22 protein-coding genes and 1 other annotated feature are annotated in these 25,328 nt (G+C 45.9%); of the genes, 8 read left to right on the top strand and 14 right to left on the bottom strand.

Annotation, left to right across the window (positions count from 1 at the left end; all coding sequences use genetic code 11):
- Positions 1 to 54: 54 nt before the first annotated feature.
- The 11 genes from AC3EBE_RS08905 to AC3EBE_RS08855 form a co-directional block, all read right to left on the bottom strand.
- A complete protein-coding gene (locus AC3EBE_RS08905) occupies positions 55 to 462 on the bottom strand; it encodes a GNAT family N-acetyltransferase (RefSeq protein ID WP_488594663.1) in 408 nt (135 codons plus the stop codon).
- Positions 449 to 1,135, bottom strand: a complete 687-nt coding sequence (locus tag AC3EBE_RS08900; protein WP_488594662.1) for an HAD family hydrolase — start codon at positions 1,133 to 1,135, stop codon at positions 449 to 451. Before AC3EBE_RS08900 ends, AC3EBE_RS08905 begins: the two co-directional genes overlap by 14 nt.
- Positions 1,136 to 1,210: 75 nt before the next feature.
- Complete coding sequence (locus AC3EBE_RS08895) at positions 1,211 to 3,679, bottom strand: S8 family serine peptidase (RefSeq protein WP_488594661.1); 2,469 nt, start codon at positions 3,677 to 3,679, stop codon at positions 1,211 to 1,213.
- A gap of 57 nt (positions 3,680 to 3,736) precedes the next feature.
- A complete protein-coding gene (locus AC3EBE_RS08890) occupies positions 3,737 to 5,164 on the bottom strand; it encodes a S8 family serine peptidase (protein ID WP_488594660.1) in 1,428 nt (475 codons plus the stop codon).
- 248 nt (positions 5,165 to 5,412) lie between these two features.
- Positions 5,413 to 6,069: a response regulator gene (locus AC3EBE_RS08885; RefSeq protein WP_488594659.1), complete on the bottom strand. Its 657-nt coding sequence runs from the start codon at positions 6,067 to 6,069 to the stop codon at positions 5,413 to 5,415.
- Positions 6,044 to 7,903 (bottom strand): GAF domain-containing sensor histidine kinase, encoded by a 1,860-nt coding sequence (locus tag AC3EBE_RS08880; protein WP_488594658.1) that lies wholly within the window; start codon positions 7,901 to 7,903, stop codon positions 6,044 to 6,046. Before AC3EBE_RS08880 ends, AC3EBE_RS08885 begins: the two co-directional genes overlap by 26 nt.
- A gap of 230 nt (positions 7,904 to 8,133) precedes the next feature.
- The gene (locus AC3EBE_RS08875; protein ID WP_488594657.1) at positions 8,134 to 9,078 is read right to left on the bottom strand and encodes an ABC transporter permease subunit; all 945 of its coding nucleotides are present in this window, start codon (positions 9,076 to 9,078) and stop codon (positions 8,134 to 8,136) included.
- 4 nt (positions 9,079 to 9,082) lie between these two features.
- Positions 9,083 to 9,934: an ABC transporter permease subunit gene (locus tag AC3EBE_RS08870; RefSeq protein WP_488594656.1), complete on the bottom strand. Its 852-nt coding sequence runs from the start codon at positions 9,932 to 9,934 to the stop codon at positions 9,083 to 9,085.
- A 49-nt stretch (positions 9,935 to 9,983) separates the two neighbouring features.
- On the bottom strand, positions 9,984 to 10,505 hold the full coding sequence (locus AC3EBE_RS08865; protein WP_488594655.1) for a hypothetical protein: 522 nt from the start codon (positions 10,503 to 10,505) through the stop codon (positions 9,984 to 9,986).
- Entirely contained in the window at positions 10,492 to 10,974 is a 483-nt protein-coding gene (locus AC3EBE_RS08860) for a hypothetical protein (RefSeq protein WP_488594654.1), read from the bottom strand. Before AC3EBE_RS08860 ends, AC3EBE_RS08865 begins: the two co-directional genes overlap by 14 nt.
- 111 nt (positions 10,975 to 11,085) lie before the next feature.
- A complete protein-coding gene (locus AC3EBE_RS08855) occupies positions 11,086 to 12,495 on the bottom strand; it encodes an MATE family efflux transporter (RefSeq protein ID WP_488594723.1) in 1,410 nt (469 codons plus the stop codon).
- 371 nt (positions 12,496 to 12,866) lie between these two features.
- Between AC3EBE_RS08855 and AC3EBE_RS08850 the strand changes: the two genes are divergently transcribed.
- Positions 12,867 to 14,375: a multicopper oxidase family protein gene (locus tag AC3EBE_RS08850; RefSeq protein WP_488594653.1), complete on the top strand. Its 1,509-nt coding sequence runs from the start codon at positions 12,867 to 12,869 to the stop codon at positions 14,373 to 14,375.
- A 17-nt stretch (positions 14,376 to 14,392) separates the two neighbouring features.
- Here the strand turns inward: AC3EBE_RS08850 and AC3EBE_RS08845 are convergent, their stop codons facing one another.
- From AC3EBE_RS08845 to AC3EBE_RS08835, 3 genes are all read right to left on the bottom strand, one after another.
- Positions 14,393 to 14,914 (bottom strand): hypothetical protein, encoded by a 522-nt coding sequence (locus AC3EBE_RS08845; protein ID WP_488594652.1) that lies wholly within the window; start codon positions 14,912 to 14,914, stop codon positions 14,393 to 14,395.
- A gap of 95 nt (positions 14,915 to 15,009) precedes the next feature.
- Complete coding sequence (locus AC3EBE_RS08840; RefSeq protein WP_488594651.1) at positions 15,010 to 15,636, bottom strand: nitrite reductase; 627 nt, start codon at positions 15,634 to 15,636, stop codon at positions 15,010 to 15,012.
- Positions 15,637 to 15,761: 125 nt separating this feature from the next.
- Positions 15,762 to 16,841 (bottom strand): YncE family protein, encoded by a 1,080-nt coding sequence (locus tag AC3EBE_RS08835; RefSeq protein WP_488594650.1) that lies wholly within the window; start codon positions 16,839 to 16,841, stop codon positions 15,762 to 15,764.
- 245 nt (positions 16,842 to 17,086) lie between these two features.
- On the opposite strand from AC3EBE_RS08835, the gene AC3EBE_RS08830 reads away from it, so the two are divergent.
- From AC3EBE_RS08830 to AC3EBE_RS08800, 7 genes are all read left to right on the top strand, one after another.
- Complete coding sequence (locus tag AC3EBE_RS08830) at positions 17,087 to 17,395, top strand: PadR family transcriptional regulator (RefSeq protein ID WP_488594649.1); 309 nt, start codon at positions 17,087 to 17,089, stop codon at positions 17,393 to 17,395.
- A gap of 82 nt (positions 17,396 to 17,477) precedes the next feature.
- The gene (locus AC3EBE_RS08825; protein ID WP_488594648.1) at positions 17,478 to 18,665 is read left to right on the top strand and encodes a chromate transporter; all 1,188 of its coding nucleotides are present in this window, start codon (positions 17,478 to 17,480) and stop codon (positions 18,663 to 18,665) included.
- A gap of 45 nt (positions 18,666 to 18,710) precedes the next feature.
- Positions 18,711 to 19,091 carry a hypothetical protein gene (locus AC3EBE_RS08820; RefSeq protein ID WP_488594647.1) on the top strand — a complete coding sequence of 127 codons (381 nt, stop codon included), beginning with the start codon at positions 18,711 to 18,713 and terminating at the stop codon, positions 19,089 to 19,091.
- A 524-nt stretch (positions 19,092 to 19,615) separates the two neighbouring features.
- Positions 19,616 to 19,824: a binding site (T-box leader), on the top strand.
- 89 nt (positions 19,825 to 19,913) lie between these two features.
- The gene (locus AC3EBE_RS08815) at positions 19,914 to 21,251 is read left to right on the top strand and encodes a sodium-dependent transporter (protein ID WP_488594646.1); all 1,338 of its coding nucleotides are present in this window, start codon (positions 19,914 to 19,916) and stop codon (positions 21,249 to 21,251) included.
- A 217-nt stretch (positions 21,252 to 21,468) separates the two neighbouring features.
- Positions 21,469 to 22,980: a spore germination protein gene (locus tag AC3EBE_RS08810; RefSeq protein ID WP_488594645.1), complete on the top strand. Its 1,512-nt coding sequence runs from the start codon at positions 21,469 to 21,471 to the stop codon at positions 22,978 to 22,980.
- Between the two features lie 16 nt (positions 22,981 to 22,996).
- Positions 22,997 to 24,124, top strand: a complete 1,128-nt coding sequence (locus AC3EBE_RS08805; RefSeq protein ID WP_488594644.1) for a GerAB/ArcD/ProY family transporter — start codon at positions 22,997 to 22,999, stop codon at positions 24,122 to 24,124.
- On the top strand, positions 24,105 to 25,229 hold the full coding sequence (locus AC3EBE_RS08800; RefSeq protein ID WP_488594643.1) for a Ger(x)C family spore germination protein: 1,125 nt from the start codon (positions 24,105 to 24,107) through the stop codon (positions 25,227 to 25,229). Before AC3EBE_RS08805 ends, AC3EBE_RS08800 begins: the two co-directional genes overlap by 20 nt.
- Positions 25,230 to 25,328 lie beyond the last annotated feature (99 nt).

The following is a 25,328-nucleotide window of genomic DNA, read 5'->3' as shown; positions in this document are numbered from 1 at the left end:
CAAGTAGTATTCATAATTACTATATTTTGTAAAAATAGCAGTAAATTCCGATTCTTAGTACCTCTTCTGCATCCCAAAAGATCCAGGATAAGTATAAGTGAACCCAAACTTCTCATATAGCTTGTTCGCAGGCTCATCCGCAATCAGGCTGACATACGAGCCTTCATATGTATGCTCGTCGAGATAGGCCATCAGCTCCTTCATCACCAGCTTGCCGAGACCCCTTCCCTGGTAACCCGGATTGACCGCGATGTCGACAATTTGAAAAAAAGCCCCGCCGTCGCCGATGATTCTCCCCATTCCAATTAACGTAGATCCGTTAAAGATAGTCACTGAAAAAAGCGAGTTTCCCAGGCCGACTGTGGCGGCTTCTACCGATTTGCTGCTCAAGCCGGCTTCCCTGCGCAATTGGAGATACTCTTCCACTGACGGAGAAAGATACCTCACCTCAAAATCTCCCATTCTCAGCAGCTCCCTTCAAAACGATTTCGATTAACTTTCCCAAATCTTCGATAATAAAATCAGCCTCGGCCGCTTTCCAATAAGGATCACGCTTCCAAATCCCAATCATTCCTGCTTCCCTGGAGGCTTTGACATCATTCTCAGGGTGGTCGCCTACATAGACACTGTTTTCCGGCGCAACGGAAAGCTGCTGCATTCCGAGTTCGAAGATGGCTGGATCTGGCTTTCTTATCCCGATTTCTTCTGATATCAAAATGCTATCAAAGTGCTGCGCGATTCCCAGTGCATGGAGATTTGCCCTTTGGAATTGCTTTTTCCCATTGGATATCAAGCCGAGCCTCACTCCGTTAGTCCGAAGCGTATCAAGGGCCTTCCGAACGTTTCGGAATGGGGTGCAGAACGTTTGAAAGTTTACTAGATAGTCCTCGAGTAGTTCCTCCCAGGTCAAATCGGCCACGCTGAACTCTTTTAAAAGCTGGCGGTACACTTTGTCCTTCCATACATAGCCGCGGCAATCGTACTCGATTAAAGTGCTGATGAATTGCTGTTTATTTATCTGGCTGAACTCTTGCTGATAACGATCGTACTGATTCGCAATGAATTTTTTCAAACTTGTATCGCGGTCCAGCAGAGTACCATCAAGGTCGAAGAATACGGCTTTTATTTGCTGCATTAGTTATACTCCTATTATTCTGGCTTTCTATGAACATGAAAAGAACAGACCGCCTGGGCCTGTTCTCATTTTACCTTATTTTAGGAAAGCATTATAGTAACGTGTCATTGCTACCGCAAAGTCGCCGCGGGTATTTTTCACCGATGGACTGAAGGTTGCTGAAACCTTAGGTGTTAAATCGTATGGTCCCTGGGTGATTGAAAATTTCGCATTAAGAATGTTGAGGTCTAATGCCAGCTGGACGTAGCCTTTAAGATTCTCCGGAACTTCTGAAGCATCGGCAATCTTGATTCTCTGGTCTTTATATTGGACAGTCAGGTCACCCGTGAATTCCTTTGCTTCTTTTTCCAGTCCTAAAGCCTGGACGAGCGAGTAGGCTAGCTCAGCACGCGTGACTCCATCCTTTGGAGCGAATTTGCCGGCTGCTTTCGGCAGGATGACACCCTGCTGGATGTGCTGCTGATCGCGGAAGGCTCCGCCCCTGGCCGCTGCTGCTTCGACAAAAGGAAGGTCAGCAGCTGAAACGTCAGTAAAGCTTGGAGTCTTCGGCAGTGACTGCTTGATTTCAGCACCCATGACCAAATATTTTGCGAGCTCAGCTCTTGTTAAAAGTGAATCAGGTTTGAAGGCACCATTTGAATAACCATCAAATAATCGTTCACTGACGCCCATTTTTATCGCATCTGACGCTGGATGACCGGTAATATCATTCAAGCCTGTAAAGCCGCTGACCTTTGTGAAGGCAAGCTCCCCTTTTACCGTCTCGGGAAGGCCGATGCCGATTGGGTTGGCATCCGCACCGCGAATACCGCGGATTTCTGCGTTCCATTTGCCTGGTACGGGCGAGGTAACAGATACAGTCCGATCATAATAGAGCGGGAACAGCAGGCTGACGCCTGAGCTGTATTCCGTTCCATCCGGGGCAATCAGCACCAGATTGATCGGGTTGCCCGTCTGTTCGATGACACCTGCACCATCCACTTTAGCAACCAGGCTGGACATCCCTTCTTCAACTGTAAATTCGTACTTATTGTCAGAAATAAACGTTAATGGGTTATAGTTTACTGTGAAATCCTTGCGCTCAGTTGAAGACTTGACATTGCTGTAAAAGCTTTGTGCCGCGTTAACAGTTGCACCGTATTGAGTGTTATTGAATGCTGAATCTATGGCAGCATATGCATTGACATAGCCGGAACCTGCCTCCCAAGTTTCATAGCCTGGCATATTAGTAGCGGTCTGTTCAAGGATTTGCTTCACCTCAGCCGGTGAAAGCAGCGGATTGGCTTCAAGCATCAAGGCAACAATGCCTGCCACATGCGGTGTAGCCATTGATGTTCCGCTCATTGTTGTGTAGTAAGGCAGATATGCCGTTTCAATTGTCTGTGCATCCTGATCGGCTGCAAGTGTTGAAACTGGCGCAAGCACCCGTGTTGAAACAATATCAACTCCAGGGGCTGTGATTGTCGGTTCATCCTTCCAGGTCCACTCCTGGCCATCCATTGTAAAATTTCCGCCAGTACCTTTCGTTCCTCTGGATGAAAAGTCTGCCAGCGTACCATCCTTTACACCGGCAGCGACAGAAATGACCCATGGCGCTTTTGCGTACGGATTGTGCGTATTTTCTCCAGGACCTTCATTGCCAGCCGCAAAAAGAACAGTAATTCCACGGTCAAAGGCTTTTTTGCTTGCGATATTGATTGGGTCATTAGGGTCGAAATCACCTGAAGAACCCCAGGAATTTGTGATGACGCGAATATTGTACTGCTGCTGGTGTGTAATTGCATAGTCAAAGCCGCCGATGCCGTCAAGGACAAATAATGCTGCACCTGATCCATATCCAATCAAGTCCGCGCCTGGTGCAGCGCCTTCATATTTTCCTCCTGACATTGCGCCCGTTCCGCCAACTGTTCCAGCAACATGTGTCCCATGGCCGGAATTGGAATCAGTATTAGGGACGTTCTCCTGATAGGTGATTGGAAGCAAGCCTGGTGCAAGTGCATTTAGATTGGTCGACGCCAATACGTTTTGGACAAGATTTTTACCAAGCTCATGATCTTTATGTGTACCGTCTATTCCGCTGTCATTTACGACAACGCCTATTCCTTTTCCCGAAACTGGCAGTCCGCCGTTCGCCTTGCGGAAGCTGTCATCCGTTCTCGCTTTATCAACACCCGTGATGGCTGTTGCGTCTGCATTGAAATACGAAAGCTTCTTATTAAGATAGATGGATTGCACATCTGGATTTGCTGCAAGCTTTTCTATTTGATCCTTTGACGCAATGACACCTGCAATCGGCAGGGATTTCATGCTGATACCTGTTTGAATACCGAGCGTTTCTAACAGGGACAATTGTGAGCTGCTTGGGGCTCCATCCCCCTTGAAGGTGACGATAACTTCAAGTGAGCTGGCTGTGTTAAGCGCTTTGGCAATCAGCGGGTCGATAACTGCTGAACCGCTTTCAGCAGCGCCAGCGTCCTTGGGCTGGGCCATAAAGGAAGGGAAAATTAGCATCAGGGCAATTAAAAGGTACACAAAGCGTTTCATTGTAGACTCCTCTCATTTTCAATCTATTTTTTTAAAAATCCTCGAAAACTGGCTTTTTTAATTCTTTAGCTGGAAAGATGCATTGACTGCACCATAAGCATTGACGTATCCCGCACCAGCTTCCCAGTCTGCATAATCAGGCATGGCAGTCGCTGTTTGTTCGAGAATTGTTTTTACCTCGGAAGGCGACAGCATTGGATTGGCTTCAAGCATTAAGGCGATGATACCTGCAACATGCGGAGCTGCCATTGAAGTCCCGCTCATTGTCGTGTAATAAGGAATGTAAGCTGGCTCGATATATTGAACGTCGTCAGCTGCCCCCAGCACAGGAATCGGGCTGATGACTCTTGTCGAAACAATATCGACACCCGGGGATGTAACGGTTGGCTGGTCTGCCCATTTCCAGGTCTCTCCTTCAATCACGACTTCTCCGCCTCTTCCCTCTTCACCACGTGAGGAGAAATCTGCGAGCTTTCCAGATTTATCACCTGCCGCCACGGTTACCACCCAAGGTGCTTTTTTGTAGTTGCCCGAGATTGTCTTGGCTTCCGGACCGGAATTTCCGGCTGAGAATACCGTTACGATGCCGCGGTCATACAGTTTTTTTGTCGCAATGTTAATTGGGTTATACGGATCAAAGTCTGTCCCTTCATCACCGGTGTCACCCCAGGAATTTGTGATGACCCGGATGTTGTACTGCTGCTGATGTGTCAGGGCGTAATCAAAACCGCCAATCGTATCAAGCATGGCGACAGCTGCTCCGGAACCGTATCCAATAAGGCTGGCACCAGGGGCAACTCCTTCATATTTGCCGCCTGACATCGCACCTGTTCCGCCAACAATCCCTGCGACATGGGTACCGTGGCCAGAGCTCGTGTCAGTGTTGGGGACGTTTTCTACGTATGTGATTGGCAAGAGGGAATCTATCGCGTGCAAATTTGTTGCACCCAATACGTTCTGGACAAGATGGCTGCCGAGCTCCAAATCTTTATGTGTTCCATCGACGCCGCTGTCGTTGATCACGACGCCAATCCCTTTTCCAGTCACAGGCAAGCCGCCATTGAGCTTTCTCATGGTTTCATCAGTACGTACTTTATCTACGCCGGTAATATCCGTTGCTTCAGCATTTTGATATTGCAGTTTCTTATTCAGATAGATTGAGAGGATCTGATCACTTTGGGAAAGCTGATCAATCTGGGCCCTTGTTGCCAGGATTCCGGCAATCGGAAGGCTGGTGAGTGTGACTCCTTTTGTGATCCCTGTTTTCTCCAAAAGGTCGAGCTGTTCAGGCAGGACTCCCCCGTTGCCTTTGAATGTTACAATTGCCTCGACTGGGGCAATCGCAGTCAAAAGTGCCTTCGTTAAATCGGCATCAACAACCGCCTTAACTGGCTCGATCGCCTTCGTCGGGGTTGGGGGGACGATCAAGGCAAAGACCATAACGGCCAAGAGAATAAAAGAAAAAAATCCAGACTTTAACTTCACATATTTCAGCTCCTCAGCTATTTTTCTTAATATTCCCACAATATTTACACTAAAACCATTCTGCATAAGGGGTAAAAAATAATAACCTCCGTACTAAATTTCAATACTACTAAAGTAGTAAAACCCAGCTCCAAACAAAAAAGAGCCCCATACAAGGACTCTTTAACACGTTAAACCGCTGGGGGTCAGACCCCCACCGCTTTACCGCATCACCGTACCGGGGGTCTGACCCCCGGTGCTTTGCAGTGTTAAAGTGGTGGGGTTGTGGGCGGGATGGGGACGAGCTGGTGCTGGACGGCGTGGATAACGACCTGGGACCGGCTTTTGACGTTTAGCTTTTTGAAGATTTTGCTGACATGTATTTTGACGGTCTTGTCACTAATGAACAATCGGTCAGCTATTTCTTTATTGCTGAGTCCTTCTACGAGGCAAAGCAGGACTTCCTTTTCACGCTCGGTAAGACTGGTGTCCTCCTGTTCAGTCTGTTTCTGCTGGTGGAAGGCAAGCAGCTTCCTTGTCATGGATGGGTGGATGACCGATTCACCCCGGGCGACTGTACGGATTGCCTCAATGACTTGATCCGATGGTGAGTCCTTCAATAAATAGCCGTCCGCTCCCTCGCGAATGGCCGACATGAAATATTCCTCATGGCTGTGCATCGTCAGCATAAGAATCTTGATGTGCGGATACTTCTTTTTCAGGATCCCCGTTACTTCTACTCCATTTTTATTCGGCATATTGATATCCATCAAAATCAAATCCGGCCGGCTTTTTTCCACCTGTACGAGTGCATCCTCGCCGGTTACGGCCTCCCCTACCACTTCGATATCCTCTACAACGGAAATGATATTCCGCAGGCCATCGCGGAGAACGGCATGGTCATCCACTAGCATGAGCCTGATCATTGATGATTCCTCCCTCGATTCCCATTTTTGGAACTGTGATCGATACTTCTGTTCCGCTTCCTTCCTTGCTGTCAATTTGCAGGGTTGCATTGATTTTCTCGGCTGCATCATTCATCTGCAAAATCCCGAAGTGGGGCTCATTTCTTGCCTTGAGCATCGCCTGGAACAGAGAGAATCCCTGGCCATTGTCTTTGATTTTCAATAAGATATGCTCTGTTTGATAGCTCAGCAGCACCTCGATTCTTTCAGCACGAGAATGCTTGATTGCATTATGCAGGCTCTCCTGGAAGGTATCAAAAAGGATCTTTTCCACCATCATGCTGAGCTGCTGCTCTTCTCCCCTGATTTCAAGCTGAATTTCCTGGCTGCTTTCCTTCTGGATTGCTTCGATTTTCTGAAGGATCGCTTGTGCGAGGCTGGCCCTTTCGGTTGGATAAGGCCGAAGTGCATAGATTGATTCACGGACCTCCTTCAGACTATCTCTAAGGCCCAGCACACTTTGGTCGATCAGTCTTCTTGTTTCATCAGGGTTCTTAGTGAACTTCTTTCCCGCAGTTTCCAGTTTCATTACTGCTCCAGCAAGTGTCTGTGCTACTCCATCATGGATGTCACGTGCAATCCTGTTTCGTTCCTCAAGCAGTATCCGCTTTTCTTTTTCGGTAAAAAGCATTCTCGTCTTGATGATCACTGCCAGCTGGTTCGCCAGTGTGGCAATGGACTGGACATCATCATCCTGAAAGCTCTTCGTCCGGCTTCGGGCGATGACAAACATGCCAATGGTTTCATTTTCAATGACAAGCGGCGTATATACGAAGGCCTTTACATCCTCTTCAAAGCAGGCTGCCGCCACTCCTCCATCATTTTTGCGGTCATTATAAATAATTGGATGCTTCATACCGGCAAATTCCGCAAATCCGCCGGTCTTCAGCTTGCAGTCCGGGATTATCCTGCCGTCTGTATAGCAAAGCTCCCAGTCTCCATCATTTTTAATCCACAATAGGCTGGCATCTGCGCCGATCAGTTCATGGAAGCTCCCCTTCAGCGCATACAGCCAATCCTGTGCAGGAAGCTTTTGATTCAGTTCTGTCGTAATCGAAAAAAGCATCTTGAGGCGGTTCTTTTCTTTTTTCAGCCTGGCTATCGTTGCACTAAGCAAGGAAATCCCTACTAGAGGTGAAAAAAAGAAGAAATATGCAAAGACGTCGATTTCGCCTCTGTTCTGGCTCCCTACTACATAAAGTGTGATTCCGTAAATTAGCGAGATTGCGGCACTATTGAGCTCTGTCAGTGTTTTATGCTTCCATAGAGAAAAAGAATAAGGCTGCGGGCGGATCATTAGCACAAAATCGACGATCAGATTATTCAGGACAAGATAGCCTGCCAGCAGCAAAAAATATTCTATAATACCTTCGGCAATGGGCTTTAAAGAAAGCTTTTCTAGTAAAGGCTGTATGAGCGGAACCATCATGACAGCTCCATAAAAACTGAGCACAAGCTGGGCCGGGTTAAAAAATACCGTCCTGAGCGGCCGCCGATGCACAAGATTGACAGCCAGCACCGCTGCTGCGTAAATCAAGGCCGTGTAAGAAAAACCGTAGAGTAAAAAGACTACGTAAATAATCGGAAAGGTAATCGCAGTATGCCCTCTCCAGACAGGCATTGGATAGTATTCGCTGACAAGGAGGAAGATGAATAACAGCGAAAGAATAATCGGCTCATCTATAGATTCCAATTTTATCAATGACAAGAAAATAAGAGACCATCCAATCATTGAAATAGAGCTCATGAAAAGCTTCGAATACTTTTCTCTTTTCTGTGAGTGTGCCTGGTCCAAGCCGGCTCCTCCTTTAGTTTAGAATTTTCAGTAAATTAATTTTATCCCGAGATTGCCCGAAACACAAATAAAACCCATTCACTGGCCAAATGGGGGTGCCACTAGCCAATGATGGGCCAAACTCATAAAGAGTTTTGTTGGAATTATTATGACAGATACTCTCTGCCATTCCCATTCATCAAACGGGTTATTTTTATAGTACCAATGTAGTATACCTTGGACATCCCAGTTTAAATCCCTCTATTCCGCCTCACCGATTCCTTCTCCTTGAACCAATCACTCAAGGCCTTATTGATCATCGCGACACTCAGGGCGGTCATGGTAAAAAAGGCAATCGGGACATAGATGATCCATTGGTAGACACGCAAAAAGCGGAGGTTCAGGCCAATCAGTCCCGACCATTCGTGTGTGACGGACGAAGGCGGATCACCACCGCCAAAACCGAACCCAAGGACGGTTCCGCCAAACAGGACCTTGAGGACACCGAGATGGACGAGCAGGGTCAACACCTGCAAGAATTGCTGGCCGAAAACCAGGATCCACTCTTCATATAGATGTGGCAGGATATGCTTAAAATAGATATGGCGTTTGCTGCCGCCAAGCGTGATGGCAGCTTCGATGAATTCCTCGTTCCACACCCTCCGTTTTTGCTCGATAAGCTGGACGGTCAGTGCCGGAAGAGCCACCACAATCAGAATAATGAACTCGTACACCGCCCGCACCCAAAATGGATGGTGGAAGCCATCAATTGTATAGAGGACGACTGTTCGCAGCAAAAAATAAGCAATCAAAGTCTGCGGGAAAAACGAAAGCGGCTCTGCCAGGGTTTTCATCCACTTAAAGCTCCTGGCGGAAATCCGGAACAGCAGATAGCTGAAAAGGATGGAAAAGAGCAGCCTGAACACTGCGACAATCAGCGTGATGCCAATCGAATACTTCGCTCCTTCAACAACCGTATGGAGCACATCATACCCGTACATATCCGAACCAAGAGGAAAGACATCGAATGGCTTGAACGGCGGAGCTTTTTCCAGATTGCCATTGTCATCATAAAAAAATTGCTCCTGGCGGATTTTGCCGTCATTCAGAACGGTGTTCAATATGCTTAGCGTCATCAAAATAATCAAAAAGGACGCACCAAAGATAAATTTCTTCTTTTTCAATAAAGAGGCCATAGATTTACCTTCCTACCCTGCCGCGCAAATCGATCAATCGATAAATGATAAAAAACGGCGTAAAGAATAAAATACAGCTAAAAACAAAAAGCTCAATGGTAATATGCTTGATGTTGAACATCATCAAACCATCCATGTTGAAAATGTATTCGACCATGACGAGCGTCGACAGCATCATCCAGATGATGGTTTTAAAGTGGCTGAGTAAATCGTATATGATATTGCGGATCACGTGGACGTTCAGGAGATAGAAAAAAGACAAGCCCTTCACCCTGGCAAAATCGACATATTGCTTATCCAGCTCTTCAAAAATTTTCAGTACGATGACCTGAGTCAGGAACAGAAAAATCGGCAGGCTCAAACTAAGAAGCGGCAGCAGAAAGGCCTGATTTTCCGACCCGAGCGAAACCGTCTGGACAAGCTTTAAGCCATATGTTTTGTTGATCCAGATAAAGATCGACTGCAGCAAGAAAATGCCTACAATATCCGGAATGGTGCGGATTATTTCTATGAAACTCAAAATATAGTCTTTCTTATTTTTCAGGAAAAGGACAATGATGCAGGAAAGAATGAACGCAAGGATGACGGAAAAAATGAAGGAAAGTGTCAATGTCTTTAAAGAATAAAAATACCTGTCGATGACGGCCGGCAGCAGATCATGCTCCCCATCATAGGTCAGGCTGTTCAAGGTGAAGATTTTAACTGAGAGATCCTTGATGCCGGTGATGTAACCCTCCATATCAAACGTCAAATCCCTGAGCAGAACCGGCAGGCTGCCAATCATAATGAAAATGAACACGCCCAATATGTATTGCACCACCGTCTGTGCCAGGCGGATGGTTCCCAGTTTTACCATAACGATACCCCTTAGTAATTACTTTAGCTCTAGTATTATAAGGGAAATTTCATTTATTTTCCATTGGTACATCAGAGGGGTCCCCATAATGCCTTTTCACAGCAAGCTGGTAAAAAAGCAGCAGCATGGTCTGTGACAGCAAGTAAATTGGAAATGAGAAGTACATTTTATAGCCTTTATCAAAATGGAAAAGGCCGACCTTGAGACCAATCCATTCCATCAGCAGGGAAAAACCTGACCAAACCAGGATATAGGGAATTATTGAGAAGCCTTTGAGTTTCCATTTTGCATAAAAATAAAGGAAGAAATAGCCGAACGGTCCGTACATGATATAGCTGAGGAAATCGATGAACTGATAGGACGAGGTATCATTGACATCATAATAGTCCCAAGGCTTGATGCTGATCGTATGGTCGTAAAACAGCCCTGTGTAAATACCAAAAATATAGAAACCCAAAGCCTCAAGCTTCGAGAAAATCTTTGGCATCAGCAAGATTGCCAGGTTCAGGACGATGATGCTGCCAATCACGAACCATTCGTTTTGATTAAAGGCCGTATCATATACTTTCATGCTGGGGGTTCTCCTTTTTTTCAATAAAAAATGTCAGCTTCAAGACTCCAAGTCCAACCAGCAAAAAGCCAGCATTCATCAGGATGGTATAGAAGAAATTCCAGTTCTTGTAGGTGATGATCTCAAATTTGACTGCCAGGTAGTTGAATGCCAGCAGCACCAGAAGCGATAGAATGAAACTTGCAGCTTTCCTGAATGCCGTTCCAGACCTAACATAATAGTTTGCAAAAATCACCGTGATCATCGGTGTAAACAGCTCTCGGCAAAGCAGCAGGCAGATGAAAAGCCAGTATTCCTCAGTTAAATGAATCAGCTTCCACTCCATCGCCATCAAGGTGATGCATTGGCGTGTGATTGTCGCAATGATCATGAATATAAGTGAGCTTTGCAGGAAGCTAAGCGGTTTTTTCATATAAAAAGCAAAATGCAGCAGCAGAATTGCTAGGGATAGATAGATGGAAAGAGCCATGATGACATCCTTATCAATTAATGAAATGATGTTACACTTATTATCTCTCTCCAGTCGTGTTGAAATTTATCCAAAACAAAAAAAGCACACAGCTTTTGCTGTATGCCGACATTAATAGTTGTTTGCACAGGCTGACATGGTTTCCTTCGCAGTCTGCGGATGGCAGTATGACTCAGGATCCGGCGCCTTTTCCAGCGCCATCCATTTGTCTCGTTTAAACTGGATAGCAAGTACGATAGCCCTAAATGCAATATCCACGCCAATCGCAATCCATACGCCAGCCAGTCCCCAGCCCAGCTTAATGCCCAGCAAATAAACAAGTGCAGTCCGTACTGCCCACATGCCAAAGCCTGTCAGGTACATAGGGAATTTGGTATTATTCGCACCCTGGTATACACCGGTAAGTACCATTAACACAGCTAAGAATGGCTGAAAAACACCAGAGATCTTCAGCGCTGTCCCGATATTCTCAACAACCTGCTGATCCTCGGTAAAAAATCCTCCTGCCCATTTACCGAGAAAAAAGAGGAGGGCACCCAGAATTGTCATTGATCCAATCGTTAGGTATGTGGACAATTTCGCATAATGTTTTGCTTCCTCCAGCCGCCCTGCCCCAATCTGCTGTCCGACCAGAATAGTAGCCGCAGTGGCAAAGCCGTAGCCAATCATATAAGAAAAAACTTCGACATTGCCCGCAATCTGGTGAGCTGCAAACGCATTGGTTCCAAGTGCAACAACAAAGCCAAAATAGACAATTTGGCCTGCTCTCATCACAAGCCTTTCCCCCGCTGCAGGGGCTCCGAGAGAAGTTAGCTCCATTAAGTGTATCTTATCGATTTTCCAGTAATCTCTGCGGAAGGCAAGGGTTTTCGTCCGATTCACATAATAAAACAATGCTGCGCTTCCAATTAAGCGGGAAAAAACCGTTGCCAAGGCTGCTCCGACGATCCCCATTTCAGGAATGAACAGAAAACCGAAAATAAGGACGTAATCCAGTACAGCATTTACGATGTTAATAACAATGCTTACCTTCATCGGCGACTTCGTATCCCCAGCGCCCCGGAGGATTGCGCTTAATACAAACATCAAACTCATAAAGATGGAGGGGATGCCAACTACCCTGAAATAAAGCGCTCCGGCCTTGAGGACATCATCCTCTATCCCCATCAGCTTCAGCAGAGGTTCTGCAAAGAGCAAGGTAATGATTCCTGTTAACACACCGAATATCACTGCGAGAACAATAGACTGCTGGGAAATATGCCGTGCTTTTTCAGGGAGGTTAGCTCCTAGGAAATTTGCAATCCTTACATTCGCGGCAACTCCAATTGCCATGAATAATGCGAAGTAAATTGCCAAAACGGCATTCGTGACTCCCACTGCTGAAACTTCAGCAAGACCGATTTTCGAAACGAAATACGTATCAACAAACCCGAGAATCGTCTGGAAAAAATTCTCGATTACAGCCGGGATGGCTAGCACGGCAATAATTTTCAGCCTTTCTTTATTTGTTTGTGGGACCATTACTTTTTCATTCAGTTCTGTATCCTTCAAAATCAATCCTCCTTTTATTTCATTTCCACACTTATAGAGTGCGCTCAGTCGCCTGTTTAAAATCGCCGCCTGACAATTATTGATGTTTATTATTACTTCTAAGATAAAAGGCATCGTTAATCTGTTGCTGATGGTAAAATATTTTTATCTCCTTTTAGCCTCACTTCCAATTCCACTACCACTTTTAACTTCAAATAAACTCCACAGAATCTGCATATTTATCCATTTGCCGGCCTTTCAGTTGCAATCAAGAAACACTAAATATAAAATACATGGCGAGGTATACAGAATACTGCATACGAGTTCAGTGATACTATCTAAAAAGGAGGTGGTCCAAAGCCATGAAAAAATTTGGCTGGATAGCTGGAATTATTATCGTTGTGATCATTGCGGGCGGCTGGCTTTTCATGAGGAATATGGGCGGCATGAACGGAAATATGCCCGGTAATGCTGGTAATGGCATGATGGGCGGCGGACAGGGAAATATGATGGACGGCGATTCAAGCTCACCTGAGGATATGAAAAATAATTCCTTTGCAGAAGGCGCGAAACCCTTGCCGATTCCGCCTATGTTAAAGGATGAAAACCCCGCTGAGCATAAAGCTGAATTTACGTTGGTTGCCCAAAAAGGAAAAATGGAATTCATTGAAGGGAAAGCGACAGATACATTTGGATATAATGGCAATTATTTAGGTCCGGTCATCCGAGTGCATGAAGGCGATGATGTATCGATCAAGGTGAAAAATGAGCTTGATGAAGCGACAACCATCCACTGGCATGGATTGGAGGTTGATGGGGAACAGGACGGCGGTCCGCATTCCGGCATCCAGCCCGATACCACCTGGAATCCACAATTTAAAATCGAACAGAATGCAGCAACCCTATGGTACCACCCTCATCTTCTGCATAAAACAGGCGAGCATGTATACAAAGGCCTCGCCGGGTTATTTTTAATCGATGATGATGAAAGCGACAGGCTTGATCTTCCAAAGGATTATGGCGTGAACGATATTCCGCTCATTGTCCAGGACAAGCAATTGGATGAAAACGGACAATTTGATTATGAGCTCAGCATGCATGATGTCATGATGGGGCTTCAGGGTGATACGATTATGGTAAATGGAGCGATCAATCCCTATGTAGAGGTTCCAAAAGGAAAAGTACGGCTTCGTTTATTAAATGGATCGAATGCCCGAATCTACGAATTCGCTCTGGATAATGGCCAGCCATTTTACCAGATTGGTACGGACGGCGGCCTGCTTGAAGAACCGGTTGAGCTGAACAAGCTAATACTAAGCTCGGCCGAAAGAGCTGAACTGATTGTCGACTTCTCGAGCTTTAAAGAAGGTGGAACGGTGGAACTGACCGACCAGGGGACTCCATTCATGAAGTTTATCGTCAGTGGCGATGAGTCCGGACCTGATGAAATTCCATCCCAGCTCGTCGACCTTCCCGATCCTGATCTCTCAAAGGCGGCCAGGACAAGGGAGTTTGTCATGCAGGGAATGGGCCGCAATGTAAGCATCAACGGCAAACAGATGGATATGGACCGGATAGACGAGGAGCTAAAGCTTCATGATACGGAGATATGGGAAATTTCAAACGAAGGGATGGGAATGATGGGTATGGCGCATCCTTTCCATGCTCATGGAACTCAATTCCGGATACTGGAGCGTGACGGCAGCCCGCCTCCGCCAAATGAAGCAGGCTGGAAGGATACAATCCTTGTCGCCCCAGGAGAAAAGGTCAAAGCCATTGCCACCTTTGACCATAAAGGACTGTTCATGTATCATTGCCACATTCTCGAACATGAAGATGCTGGCATGATGGGACAATTCAATGTACACTAACCCAACAATATTACATCTTACCCAAACAGCAAATGAATCCCCAGGGCAATCCCGAACAAAATCGCGGTTCCCTGGTGGATTTTTTTATATTTAAGGTATTTCTTCCCCTTCCCCCATTTATCTAAAATAATGCCGATAGCGACAAGGACAGCTAATATACTGAAGGTTGCCAAACCACTGTAGATGCTCTCGATTTCTTCCGATGTCTGCAGGAAAAAATAAGACCCATGAGCGAGTGCCGCTGTAAATGCAGCCCAGCCAATCAAGGTATGATGTTCCTTTAAAAACTTAAATAATTGCTGAAGCCATTTTACAAAAGGAAGCTTCCGTTTTTTCAGCTGCATGAGCGTAAGCCTGGAAATCCAGAGGGCAAAGGCCGCGATCGCCGCAATTTCAGCCATTGTCCCGATTTTCTCGTAGATTTCACTCATCAAATCCGTCTCTCCGGTGATGAACCCGGTGATGAAGAGCACGGAAAAAATTGAGATTAATATGATACCGCCTATTTTGATCAACCTTGCAAACAAAGAGTAATCCATATTACAGCCACCGCCTAAAAAAGCATAAGGCAACCCCTCAAGGAAGCCTTATGCTTATTCTTTTCCAATATTAATGATTTAAAACTTTTCATCTATTACTTCAGCAGGTTCACAAGCTCATCTTTGCCAAAGCGCTTCATGAATTTATTCATCGTTTCGCGCCTTTTCCCGTGCTCCTTATAGATTTCGAGGAGTCTTTCGACTTTTTCGTAAAGCTGTGCAGGAGTCAGCTGTTCAAATAGCAGGGTGCCCGGTTCAGCATCCTGGCCCTTTGATTTGCCTCCAGCATAGAGGTTATAGCCTTCCTGGATTTTCATGATGCCAATATCATTGATCAGCGGCTCCCCGCAGCCAACCGGGCATCCCGTATAGGCAGGCTTTAAGGTGAACGGAACAGGCGTGCCTGCAATTCTGTTGTTCAATTCAATCGCAACAGGCACCCCTTCTTCCTCTGCTCCCTTGCAGAAATTGCAGGTACGCAGGCTTTTCACAAAATTTCCGACAGGATAGCAGCTGAGCCCTGCCTGTTCAAACTCGGCCATCGCCTCTTCCCTGCGGCCCTCTGGAATTTCTATATACAGCTGCTGAAAGGTCGTCAGCTCGAGCTCCTGTTCATCATTTAAATACTTTGCCAATGTAATAAGCTGTTTGGCATTCAGTTTGGAACCAAAATCAATTCCGCCATTAACCGCCAGCTTGATCATATTTTCTGTTGTCGACACGCGTACTGCCTCCCCTTTTACAAAAAATAGAAACTTATATCTATCATACCGTGAAAAAATCGAGAAAGTGTGCAAATCCAAAAGAAAAACCGCACTTTCAGGAAGTGCGGCTGGATGCTTTATTCTTAATCCATAATTGTGATCCCGTTAGGAATCTTACCTACCTCGATTGTACTAACTTTCTTGCTAGTTAAATCGATAATGCTTACGGTGTTTTCGAACATATTCGTTACATAGGCGAATTTGCTGTCGGAGCTTACCACAACTCCATGGGAGCCTTTGCCTGTTACAATCTCATCTACAGCCTTCTTTGACTTCAGGTCGACAATTGTCAGCGAATTTGAGGGCTCGGCTTCCGTTCCCTGATTGGCAACATATGCGTATTGATTGTTCGGGTCCAAGTAAACCTGGGCAGGTCCATTACCTACTCCGACCTTTACCACCGCCTCAGTATCCAAGTCAATGATTGCTAGTGCATCTTCTGCAAATAGAGTAGCAACCAGTGTTTTCCCATCCCCGGTGATTCCTGTGGTAACAGGCGTTTCACCAACATTAATCCTTTTTTCCTCCTTAAGGTTATCTAAATTAATCATACTTATTGTATCTTCACCCATATTGGCAATATAAGCGTACTTGCTATCTTTGGAGATCCTGAAACCATGCGGACCCTTCCCAGTTGAAATTGTCGTTTCCTGCTTATAGCTCTTTGCATCGATAACGGAAACAGTGTTGTCTTCGTTATTCGTTACAAGGACCTTGCTGCCATCAGCACTGTACACCACATGCGCAGGATGGTTCCCAACCTCAACTTCCTTTAAAAGACGATCTGTTTGAACATCATAAAATAGGACACGTCCAGGCAATCCCATATCATGCCCGCCATGATCTCCATGGCCTCCTTCAGGCTTGGGAACAAGGGTTGCGGCAACAATCTTGCCATCTGGGGATAGCTGAATATTATGGACTACCCCATCTGCGCTTAATGTTGCAGCTGCCTCGTTATTCGCTGTATTGATTTTCGTGATTGTGCCTCCCTCATTCGCTGTATAGTAAAATTCCGCTTGAGAGACTGCAGATGCTTTCTTCTCCTGTTTAACGGCCTCAGTCCCACTTTTCTCCGAAGTTCCGGTGTTAGCACCACATCCTGCAAGCAAAACTAAATTGACAGTCATTAATCCTGCTATGACCAATCTTGTAATTTTCATGTTATGTCCTCCCTTTTAGAATCTATCTTCATGATAAGGCGGCTCACCCAGGTAAAATGTGACCCTCGTCACAAACGAAATTATTCCCATTGAAATTTTGACCGTTTATTGAAATTGATAAAATCTGCAAATATTATCGGTACAATTTTCTTTTTTAAAGTTAAAAATTGATTTAGAATACACATGCGTTATAATGATATCGAGTTTCGTTATTGACTTCCGATAACAAAGAAAGAAGGATTGCAATGGAGGATAAAGTTTTAAGAAAGCTTTTTCTCGGGTTCATCCAAATACATATTTTGCATCATGCAAAGGATCACCCCATTTTCGGCCTGTGGATGCTTGAGGAACTTAAGGAGCATGGATACAGCATCAGTGCTGGTACGCTTTACCCGATCCTGCACAACATGGAATCGGACGGGCTATTGTTAAAAGAAGAGAAGAACGTCGAGGGGAAAATCCGCAAATATTACCGGACGACTGAAAAAGGCAACGATGTGCTGGAGGAAGCAAGGAACAAGGCATACGAGTTATTTAAAGAGATAAAAGATTAACAGTATTTATAGGCATTTAATGGACCTCATGCACTGCAAATAACCTAGGAACCCAATAATCATTAAAAAAGGAGATGATAAAATGAAAAATGAAAATAAGCGAGGCTCCCTCCTGGAAATCCTGCTGGTGTCGACCAGATTGGGGCTGACGTCTTTCGGCGGACCGGTCGCTCACCTCGGCTATTTCCATGAAGAATATGTCCGCCGCCGGAAATGGATGGACGAAAAAAGCTATGCCGACCTCGTAGCATTATGCCAATTCCTGCCGGGACCAGCCAGCAGCCAGGTAGGCATCGGTGTTGGTTTAATGCGCGGTGGCCTGATCGGCGGATTTCTCGCTTTCCTCGGCTTTACGCTGCCTTCTGTTATTGCACTTATTGTGTTTGCACTCATTTTACAAGGCCTGGACATTGCTGATGCCGGCTGGATCCATGGCCTGAAAATTGTCGCTGTTGCAGTTGTTGCTCATGCAGTTCTCGGCATGGCACAGAAGCTGACGCCGGACTTGCCGCGTAAAGCGATTGCCCTGTTTGCCCTGTCTGCCACACTGCTATGGCAAACTGCTTTTACACAGGTCGGGGTCATCATCATCGCCGCCATTCTTGGATTCTTCCTGTTCAAACAGCATGCAGCTGCAGATGATACAAGAATGCACTTTCCTGTTTCAAAGCGTGTCGGCTTTGTTTCGCTCGGACTGTTTTTCGGATTGCTGATCCTCCTTCCCGTCCTGCGTGAAGCCACGAACTTGAACTGGGTTGCGCTGTTCGACAGCTTTTACCGCTCGGGCTCGCTCGTTTTTGGCGGCGGCCATGTGGTCCTGCCATTGCTCGAGCGTGAATTTGTCCCGACAGGCTGGCTGAGCGATGAGGCATTCCTTGCCGGATATGGTGCTGCCCAGGCTGTGCCGGGTCCATTGTTTACTTTTTCAGCCTATATCGGCGCAGTCATTAATGGCTGGCAAGGCGGGCTGCTGGCCACTGCGGCGATTTTCCTGCCTGCATTCCTGTTGATTCTTGGCTCGCTGCCATTCTGGGATGCTTTAAGGCGCAACAGCAAAATCAGCACTGCGCTCATGGGTGTGAACGCCGCCGTTGTCGGAATCCTGATTGCTGCATTCTATCACCCTATTTGGACGAGCTCGATTCTGGCACCGATTGACTTTGTTTTCGCCGCGATCCTATTCAGCATGTTGGTCTATTGGAAGCTGCCGCCGTGGGTGATTGTTGTGACAGGTGCTGTTGGCGGACTGATTTTGCCGTATATTTTTTAAACTATAGTTATAAGGTTGAATACTATTGTATAGAGGTGAAGATGGATGTGTTTTTCAACGAATGCCATAGAGCAGCATGCATACCACTATACAGAAAAGATGAATAATAGCCCATTATATAAAATAGTGCACATTGATTTGATCGGGCATAGTTTCCATATAGACAAAGGGCAGCCACTTGAAGCCCAGCTGGATTTTGGCGGACAGCTGCCTTTAATTAAGAATGTTACGTTAGAAGATAGTAAGGGGAACAAGTACTCCGTTGAGCCAAATGAATTTGGCGTCCGCTTTGCATATGGGGAAATGACCTTTGAGCAGTATCTCAATTCGAAGAAAAAAGAAGCCACGAAACTTCTTGCCTATTCGCTTGGTTACTTGGCAATCTTCCTGACAGCGGCCGGGTCTTTTATAGGTTATTTTCTTTAAGGCTGTTTTCGCAAAGATTGTTGCTTTATCAATGTTGAATTTAGATCCTGTTGCTCTACGTTCCAGGCGTGCAGACTCCTTCGGGATACAGCGGGACAGGTGAGACCCCGGTAGAAATGGCCCGGAATGAAGGGGCCATTTTACCCCGCAAAAGCGCAGCGACGAGAAGGCTCACCGCACGCCCAAGAAGAATTTGCTCATGAAAAAGCCGGCATTTGGGCTTTTTCATAATTCTTCAGAGGAAAGCGAAGCGCCTGAAAACGGAAATCAACATATCAGAATGCTTTTTTTTAAAAACAAATGCTTTTCAAAAAAGAGAGATTTCTTTCACAAGGAGATAGAATAGCAGCATAATATCAGAACAGAGCCTTCTTTAATAATTCTCTTTTCACTGCCTTGACACAAACTCATTATCATACTATAATTTCGAGAAATATATTTTCTGCTATTTTCGCTAGATTCATGTAAGAAAAGGTTCTTCATACCCGTGCTACACTAGCAAAAAGGGCGAAAAAGCATAATAATTTGAAGCGTTGAAGAGAGTATAGTAAGCCGGTCTCCCTGTTTAGAAGAGAATCAGTGGTTGGTGGAAACTGATACAAAGGCCAGGTGAAATTCGTTCTTGGAGCTTTTCCTTTGCAAAAAGGAACGGTTTTGGCCGTTATCAAAGATTGAGTGGGAAGCAGTTTGCTTCCAAATAGGGTGGTACCGCGTGTTCAGCCACGTCCCTATCCAGATTGATGGATAGAGGCGTGGCTTTTTATTTTGCCTGATCCACCTCAATCACCACGCTGAAAATACAGAGAGAAAAGGGAGAATCACATGGAGAAGGAACAATGGTCATCGAAGATTGGATTCATTTTAGCAGCGGCCGGCTCAGCGATCGGCATCGGCGCAATCTGGAAGCTGCCTTATGTCACAGGCGTCAGCGGCGGCGGAGCGTTTTTCCTGATGTTCATCCTGTTTTCACTGTTCATCGGCCTGCCGTTGCTGCTGGCTGAATTCGTGATTGGGCGCAGCACCGGCAAAGAGGCAATTCGCGCTTATTTAGAAATCGCCCCTAAAGGCAAATGGCATTGGATTGGCATCCTTGGTGTGGTCACATGCTTTGTATTGCTTAGTTTTTACAGTGTTGTTGGCGGCTGGATCAGCCTCTACTTTGTCAAAGGGCTTGCTGGCGGAGTCGTCCAGGAAGGCGCGAATTATGCTGAGCTTTTCGGCAAGACGATCAGCCATTCATGGAGCGTACTGGCTGCACAGGCAGCCTTCCTGCTGATTACGATCGCAGTTGTAGCAAAGGGCGTTCAGTCAGGTATTGAAAAAGCGAGCAAGCTTCTGATGCCTGCATTGTTCATTTTGTTTGTAATCTTAATCGCCCGTTCATTGACTCTGGAAAATGCCATCGAGGGCGTCAAGTTTTTCCTCCAGCCGGATTTCTCGAATATCACCTCTGAAAGCGTCCTGTTTGCGATGGGGCAATCTTTCTTCTCTTTGAGCGTCGGCGTGTCGGTCATGGTAACGTATAGCTCTTACCTGCCGAAAAAAGAAAGCATCGTCCAGCCTGCATTTTCCGTTGTCGGGATGAACCTGTTCATCGCCCTGCTTGCCGGGCTGGCAATCTTCCCTGCAGTGTTCTCGCTGGGATTCGAGCCTGCTGAAGGACCTGGATTACTTTTTATCGTCCTTCCTGCTGTTTTTGAAAAATTAATGTTTGGCGAGCTGTTCCTGCTCTTATTCCTGGCTTTATTCTTGTTCGCTACACTGACCTCGGCTTTTTCAATGCTGGAAATCGTTGTGGCGACGCTCGCCAAAGGAGACAAGAAAAAACGGGCTGCTTATTCCTGGATTGCCGGCGGGCTGATCTTCCTGCTAGGCATCCCTTCTACCCTCTCCTTCGGGACCCTGGCAGAGATAGCTGTATTCGGAAAAAATATCTTCGATGCCGCAGACTTCCTCGTGAGCAATATCCTGATGCCGCTCGGCGTTTTATTGATCTCGATTTTCGTCCCGCTGAAAATCAAGAAAGAGGTTCTGCGCCAGGAACTGCTTCAGCATTCAAAAGGCGGAAGCTGGCTGTTCTCGCTCTGGTACAATGTGATGAGATTTGTGGTTCCGGTTGTAATCATCGTTGTGTTCCTGGATTCGTTGGGAGTCATATAATACGGAATATTGAAATGGGAGCACGGGGACGTACCCCGTGCTCCTTTTTTAAGACAAAGAATAGAGATGGAAGCAGAGGGTACGTCCCTGTGCTTCTTAGGAAGCTGAGATAAATTGGCTTCCTTTTTGTGTGCATTCCGGTTACAAAACTAGCATTTGTATAATTTTTTCCTTGAATGCAAAACCTTTCTTTAAACGGGTGAATCGGGGGGATTGGATGTTTTTCAAGAAGAAGAAGGCATTTACTGTAAAAGGCTTGAATCAGGAAAATATCGATAAACTCGAACTGATCCCTGTCGATACTGAGGGTTTTATACAAGAAATGAAGCGAAGGCTGCATAATAGTTCCGATTTAAATGTAAAGGATCTTACCAACGGCATTACATTGATTTACCTAGATACCGTTGTCGATAATAAGATGCTGCATGAGAATATTATTGCCTGCCTGCATGACAGCAAAACAAAGCCCGATGAGATCGTTAATGTCCTGAATGTAGCGAATGTCGGTAAATACATGTATGTTGATAAGGCCGTGGAAACGATGTTGAAAGGGTCTGTGCTGATCCATTCGGATGGGCACCCATGCATCATATCGGCTTCCATCGGCACAACGGAAAACCGTTCCCTGACCAGGCCAGAGAATGAATCACAGGTGCTTGGACCGCAAATCGCGTTCAACGAAAGTCTTTCAACGAACATCTCCCTGATCAGGCGTTTCCTGACCAATCCGAATTTGTGCAATGAAAGTTTTTCGGTTGGAAAACAGACAAATTCAGGCATCGCGATGTTATATATGAAAAATCTTGCGGATGAGGATATGGTGGAAAGGCTTCGCAACAGAATCAAAAATATCGAGGTAGACAGTGTCCTTGACAGCTCTACCTTTGTCCAACTGATAGAAGACAATTCATTAGCGATATTCCCGCAAATGTTGATGACGGAAAGGCCAGACCGTGTCTGTTCCTGGCTGCTCAATGGGAAAATGGTCGTTCTGGTTGACGGCAGCGTGCAGGTGATCGGCTGTCCGCAAACCTTCATGGAGTTTTTCCAGAGCATGGAAGACGAAAGTGTAAGATGGCAAATTGCAACCTTTCTAAGGATTCTTCGGATATTTTCGATGGTTGTGTCCATCTTTTTCACTGCCATATATGTGGCTGCTTTGACCTTTCACTATGAAATCATCCCGCAGACACTGCTGATTCCATTAGGTGAGTCAAGGTCCAGGGTACCTTTTCCTCCTATCATTGAAGCGCTGCTGCTTGAAGCGATGATTGAGCTCTTGCGTGAGGCTGGCGCCAGGCTTCCGACAAAAGTCGGCCAGACGATGGGTATCGTTGGCGGTATCGTGGTCGGTACCGCCGCAGTTGACGCCGGATTCACGAGTAATATCCTGATCATCATCATTGCCGTCAGTGCGCTGGCTTCTTTTACAACACCTAACTATATGATGGGCAATGTCATCAGGGTCCTCCGCTTTCCGCTAATCCTACTCGCCGGATTTTGGGGATTTTATGGATTGATGATTGGATTCTGCTTCCTGCTCATCCATCTAATCAGGCAAACCAGTCTGGGTACACCGTTCCTTGCTCCCTTTTATCCGCCTCGGTTTGCAGATTGGCGCGACAGCATCATCCGCATGCCGATTCAATTCACAAACCGGAGACCAGCGCAAGGCAGGCCAAAGGACCGTATCAAATACCGATTTTCGAAATCAAAGACGAAAGAGTAAAGTTGTGGTGTTCTGAATGAAGGTGCTAATCGAGGCAAAACCGCAAAACATGGTCAATACTTTTCTGCTCATCTTCGTGGTCCATTCCATGCAGCTTGGCGTTGGAATACAGGGTTTCCAAAGGGTCATCTACCTTGAAGCCAAGCATGATGCCTGGATTTCCGTTCTCTTGGGCGGAGTCGCTTCTGCTGCAGTGGGTTTCATAATGGTAAGAATATTGACTGCCTATGGTAATTCCGATTTATACGGAATCCAGTATGATGTGTTTGGGAAATGGCTCGGCAATTTAATAAATTTCGTTTATATCCTGTTCAGTCTTGGCGCATTCCATGTCATTGTCCGCAACTATATTGAAGTCATCCAGGCTTGGGTCTTTCCAGAGCTGCCAAACTGGCTTCTGGCTTTTACCCTGCTATATCTTGTTTATTACGGATTGAACGGCGGCCTGCGGACAATCGTCGGTGTCAGTTTTTTTAGCGTGATATTGTCACTTTGGCTCGTGCTTCTGCTCGCCTATCCATTTCAATTCACAAATTGGGATTATTTATTCCCGATGTTTGAATCAAGCGTGACAGATATTGTAAAAGGAGCTAGGCAAATGACCTTTACAATCATCGGTTTTGAGATCATCTTTGTGATCTACCCCTTTTTAAAAGAGAAGGACAAGGTTCAGAAGCATATGCAATTCGGATTATGGTTCACAACGCTCCTGTATCTCATGCTGATGGTGGTTTCCCTGGCCTATTTTAGCGGCGGCCAGCTGGAGAGGACGATTTGGGGCACCTTGTCTCTGTTTAAAATTGTACGTTTTCCCTTCATTGAACGGTTCGAATACGTGGCGATCACTTTCTGGGTCCTCCTGATCCTGCCGAATTTAATGTTTTATCTCTGGTCGGGCTCACGTGGAATGGCGAGGATTTTTAATAAAAAAGAGAAAAAATTCAATTGGCTGTTATTGGCTATTCTTTATATAAGTCTCCTGTATCCACTGAACAGGATGGAGATCAATATGATGAATGATTACTTTGCTAAATTTGCCTTCTATATTGTCTTTTGTTATCCATTTCTCCTATATGGAGCCGTTCTGGTCAAAAAGAAACTTTTCCGAAAAAAGGATGGGAAACATGCAGAAAACAACAGCTAAGATTATCGCTATCTGTCTCGTTGTCCTTCTTTCTGCCTGTGCAGACCCAAAAACACTTGAGCGGATGGGACTTATTACAATAGTTGGTTATGATGTAGCTGACGACGGAGAAATTTTAACGACGATGGTTCTGCTCCATATCGATCCGGAGGCACCAGAGAATTCAGCGATCCTGACGGCGAAAGCACCTACAAGCAAGGGAGCAAGGACAAAAGCAGACCGGAAAAGCCCTAAAAAACTGCAATCAGGGCAGCTCCGCGTGGCCCTTTTCAGCGATGAAGTCGTCAAGCTCGGGCTTATTAACCTTGCCGATACACTGGCACGCGATCCTTCGATCAGTGACCTTACTTATTTAGCGGTTGTGGAAGGAAGCACGAATAAGCTGCTGAATCAAAAGATAAAGGCTTTTGCAGACGTCAGCCAGCTGATCTACAAGGAACTCGACCAGAATATCAAGGGGGAAACGATCCCATCTTCTACCTTGCAGGAAGTTATGCACGATTATTATTCAGCTGGAGTTGACCCAACCATGCCAACCTTGAAAGGCGAAGGCGGGGAAATTGAAATCACCGGTATGGCGCTGATCAAAGATGATCGGATGGTTGGAAAAATCACCCCAAGGGAATCATTTTATTTAAAATTGATCAATGATCGCTACAGGGCTGGATCTCTGGAGTTATTGATCAACAAGGAAGGCTTTAAACTCATTAAGGCTACAAAAGAGGCAGAAGAGCTGGCGGTTGTAATGGACACCATCCATAGCAACAGTGACATCAAACTGCTCAACAAGGACAAACTCGAATTCGAGATGAAAATCAAGCTGCAAACGCGGCTGCTCGAAATCAATCAATCAGTCGATATCAAGGATCCAAACAGTTTAAAGCTGATGCAAAAAAAACTCAGCGATAAAGTGAAATCAGACATCGAAAAGCTGATCGTCAAAGCACAAGAAGTCGGGTCAGACCCATTCGGCTTCGGAGAAATCTACCGAAAAAGCGTCCGCCATTCCAATCTCACCACAAAAAAATGGCATGAAATGTACCCAAACGCAACAGTAAAAGTAAATGTAGAATTCGAAATCATGAGAACCGGGGTAGTAGAATAAAAATAGCGGTCTTTAACGCACTAACGCACCGGGGGTCTGACCCCCGGTGCGTTGATGCGGTGAAGCGCTGGGGGTCTGACCCCCAGCGCTTTAAAGTGG

The sequence above is a fragment of the Mesobacillus sp. genome, from assembly GCF_057785455.1.
This window is presented reverse-complemented; position numbering and strand designations above follow the sequence as displayed.

Coding starts and splice junctions, on each gene's coding strand:
- AC3EBE_RS08905 (WP_488594663.1), bottom strand. CDS start 462: ATGGGAGATTTTGAGGTGAGGTATCTTTCTCCGTCAGTGGAAGAGTAT.
- AC3EBE_RS08900 (WP_488594662.1), bottom strand. CDS start 1,135: ATGCAGCAAATAAAAGCCGTATTCTTCGACCTTGATGGTACTCTGCTG.
- AC3EBE_RS08895 (WP_488594661.1), bottom strand. CDS start 3,679: ATGAAACGCTTTGTGTACCTTTTAATTGCCCTGATGCTAATTTTCCCT.
- AC3EBE_RS08885 (WP_488594659.1), bottom strand. CDS start 6,069: ATGATCAGGCTCATGCTAGTGGATGACCATGCCGTTCTCCGCGATGGC.
- AC3EBE_RS08875 (WP_488594657.1), bottom strand. CDS start 9,078: ATGGCCTCTTTATTGAAAAAGAAGAAATTTATCTTTGGTGCGTCCTTT.
- AC3EBE_RS08870 (WP_488594656.1), bottom strand. CDS start 9,934: ATGGTAAAACTGGGAACCATCCGCCTGGCACAGACGGTGGTGCAATAC.
- AC3EBE_RS08865 (WP_488594655.1), bottom strand. CDS start 10,505: ATGAAAGTATATGATACGGCCTTTAATCAAAACGAATGGTTCGTGATT.
- AC3EBE_RS08860 (WP_488594654.1), bottom strand. CDS start 10,974: ATGGCTCTTTCCATCTATCTATCCCTAGCAATTCTGCTGCTGCATTTT.
- AC3EBE_RS08855 (WP_488594723.1), bottom strand. CDS start 12,495: ATGGTCCCACAAACAAATAAAGAAAGGCTGAAAATTATTGCCGTGCTA.
- AC3EBE_RS08850 (WP_488594653.1), top strand. CDS start 12,867: ATGAAAAAATTTGGCTGGATAGCTGGAATTATTATCGTTGTGATCATT.
- AC3EBE_RS08845 (WP_488594652.1), bottom strand. CDS start 14,914: ATGGATTACTCTTTGTTTGCAAGGTTGATCAAAATAGGCGGTATCATA.
- AC3EBE_RS08835 (WP_488594650.1), bottom strand. CDS start 16,841: ATGAAAATTACAAGATTGGTCATAGCAGGATTAATGACTGTCAATTTA.
- AC3EBE_RS08830 (WP_488594649.1), top strand. CDS start 17,087: ATGGAGGATAAAGTTTTAAGAAAGCTTTTTCTCGGGTTCATCCAAATA.
- AC3EBE_RS08825 (WP_488594648.1), top strand. CDS start 17,478: ATGAAAAATGAAAATAAGCGAGGCTCCCTCCTGGAAATCCTGCTGGTG.
- AC3EBE_RS08820 (WP_488594647.1), top strand. CDS start 18,711: ATGTGTTTTTCAACGAATGCCATAGAGCAGCATGCATACCACTATACA.
- AC3EBE_RS08815 (WP_488594646.1), top strand. CDS start 19,914: ATGGAGAAGGAACAATGGTCATCGAAGATTGGATTCATTTTAGCAGCG.
- AC3EBE_RS08810 (WP_488594645.1), top strand. CDS start 21,469: ATGTTTTTCAAGAAGAAGAAGGCATTTACTGTAAAAGGCTTGAATCAG.
- AC3EBE_RS08805 (WP_488594644.1), top strand. CDS start 22,997: ATGAAGGTGCTAATCGAGGCAAAACCGCAAAACATGGTCAATACTTTT.
- AC3EBE_RS08800 (WP_488594643.1), top strand. CDS start 24,105: ATGCAGAAAACAACAGCTAAGATTATCGCTATCTGTCTCGTTGTCCTT.